Genomic DNA, 2449 nt, shown 5'->3' on the forward strand with positions numbered 1-2449 from the left:
CACCGGATCAACCGGCAGAATCGTGAAGGTCAGTTCAAATTTGTTGTGGGGCTTGGGTTCAACCACCGGGCGCTTGACAATGATGCCGTGCTGATGGAACAGGTCGATCACCTTATCTGCCAGCAGTTCTTCATGGGTTGCACCAGAGGTTTTATCGGGCTGCTTGAGCTGATAGGCTTCAGTCATCGCCTTATTTGCCACGGCGGAGTAGAGTTGCTCTCGCTCAGACCACAGCCGCTCAAAGTTTTCACCCATCTGCACTTCAAGCTCTTGCAGTCGGGTCTCTTCTGCCAGCACCCGTTGCTCCAGTTGGACATCAAATGCCAGTTCGCGATCGCCCCATAACATTCATCCCGCTCTGCTCATTCCTGCTCAAAGCATTGCACCATCAGGCGTTCACGCTCATTCAGGGCATCTTTCTGCTCTTGGAAGTGGGCACGTTTAGCTTCGATTTGGTCTGAAGCTATTGGAACTTCTTTTGACGTAACTCATTCACATACTTTTTAGCCTTTTGCAGGTCAGGGAACCTACCTGGGTAACGCTTCACTAGCTCTTGAGGGATGCGATTGCAATCACGGTTTGGATCAATATCAATGTTCCTGCTTGAGAAGAAGCGCACATTACACAATAGAGGGGGCTGGTCAGTGGGAGCGTCCGCTTTCAATTGTTCTGGGATAATGTCTGCATAAGCAAGATCTGTGTAAAGCAGGATGGCACCACGAGGCTTACCGGGGAAGCCACTGAGGTAGGTATTTGTGAGGTCGGCAATACTGAAGTTTGCACCTGTGAGGTTGGCACCTACGAGGTTTGCACCTGTGAGGTCGGCATAACTGAGGTCGGCATAACTGAGGTCAGCTTGAAGGAGGTTAACTGAACTTAAATCACTACAGTGCTCAGGTTCTTTGCTGCCAGAAGAATCACAGCCAAAATTGGCACGTCTAAGATCTGCCCTAATCAGAACAGCCCCACTCAAATCGCTGTTTGCCAGGTTTGCTTTCTCCATTTGTGCTTGATACAGCAATCCCAGGCGGGCTTTCTTTGATGGCTCAGGTGTACTAGACCGCTTTAGGTCATAGAGATCCTTTGTCTCTGAGAAGAACTTCTGGGTGTCCCCATCATCAGTATCCGCTTTACTGAGTCCTGATGCCTGAAGGAATTGAATTACTAAATGCTGGCGCTTCTTGTCCAATGACTGCAAAGCCAACACTGTCCGTGATTGAGCAACAATGAATGCCTTTGAATCTCGCTTAGCTTCCAGTAAGCCACCTCCAGTTGACTTATTTGAACCTGACGCTGCCTTTGATGAGTCACCTTCAATCGACTTTGCCATGTCATCCAGATACTTCACAAGAGTGTCCTGTTTGGCTTTATCATCAGCAATCGCTTGCGCCTTTTCCTTATCGGCCTGCTGTTGCTGCTGATCTCTTGATTTGGCATATTCACCCAAACCCCATGACACTAGAGCCAACATAATGGGCACTGCCAGTAACTGTGCCCAATCCCATCCATTCTTATCGGGGATGCGCGTCCACCTCCAAAACCCCTGCCACCAAGGGCACTGAAGTTCATAGATAGCTCTTTCCCGGTCTTCTTCAGGCGTGGCTTCTTCTGCTTGCCGTAATCGTTGCATCCGAATCTGCTGAACCTTAGCTTCCACAGCCTGCTCAGTGAGGGGAGGGGGCAGTTCAGGTTTAGCTCCACCTGACACACCTTCAGTGGCTACGGAAGAACTGGCATCAGGAGAGACGGGCTGACCACCATCAGGGATTACAGACACACTATCAGGAATGACTGAAGGCACACTTCCATCAGGCAATGAGCTTGGGGCATCCGATGCAGGCTGCTGGAAGGAGGGGTCAGGCATGGGGCAAGCTTGAATGGGGACTACCCATTCATACCACGGCAGAGATCACTATTCGGTAATGGAAGAATTATTAAGTACAGGAATTGTGATACCAATTTAAAGTGCGTCGAAGGCAAATGATGTAGACGGAGAAGTAGTGTGTCCGACTCAGCCCATGGTGGGTGTTACGTCAATCGCAGTGACGGCACGTTTGGAGGATGTAGCTTTGCAGTTACGTCCAGCGGAAACAGCGAGTGCAAAGGAACGATTGCAAGTGCTGTACTGGCTCAAGCAGGAAAACGCTCCCAGCATCCGTGTGATTGCGACAGCGAACGGGAAACATCGACACACGGTGCAAACGTGGTTATCGATGTCCCGGGAGGGTGGCATCGAAGCGATGTTAGAAGTTAGGAAATCACCGGGGGGTGTGCGAGTGATTCCACAATGGGCGGAGGTGGCTTGAGCGAAGCGATTACAGGAACCTGAAGATGGATTCCACAGCTATGGGGAGGTGCAGCAGTGGCTGGAAGAAACCTTGGGGGTTGAAGCGGAGTATCATGCGGTCTACCAGATGACCCGCTACCGCCTCAAAGCAAAGCTGAAAGC

At 50.7% G+C, this 2449-nt stretch carries 3 protein-coding genes; 1 reads left to right on the top strand and 2 read right to left on the bottom strand.

Annotated features, from left to right (window positions below; genetic code table 11):
- Both AC1S52_RS05030 and AC1S52_RS05035 read right to left on the bottom strand, forming a co-directional pair.
- On the bottom strand, positions 1 to 348 hold a 348-nt coding region (locus AC1S52_RS05030), incomplete at its 3' end, for a hypothetical protein (RefSeq protein WP_482027946.1).
- 115 nt (positions 349 to 463) lie between these two features.
- Positions 464 to 1864 (bottom strand): pentapeptide repeat-containing protein, encoded by a 1401-nt coding sequence (locus AC1S52_RS05035; protein WP_482027947.1) that lies wholly within the window; start codon positions 1862 to 1864, stop codon positions 464 to 466.
- 178 nt (positions 1865 to 2042) lie between these two features.
- Here AC1S52_RS05035 and AC1S52_RS05040 point away from each other — a divergent pair, with 178 nt between their 5' ends.
- Positions 2043 to 2306, top strand: coding sequence for a helix-turn-helix domain-containing protein (locus AC1S52_RS05040; protein WP_482027948.1), 264 nt, complete (start codon positions 2043 to 2045; stop codon positions 2304 to 2306).
- Positions 2307 to 2449: the final 143 nt, after the last annotated feature.

The organism is Kovacikia sp. CALU 1929, assembly GCF_056784235.1.

Excerpts from the sequence above, each read along its gene's own strand:
- AC1S52_RS05035 (WP_482027947.1), bottom strand. The coding sequence starts at position 1,864 with ATGCCTGACCCCTCCTTCCAGCAGCCTGCATCGGATGCCCCAAGCTCA.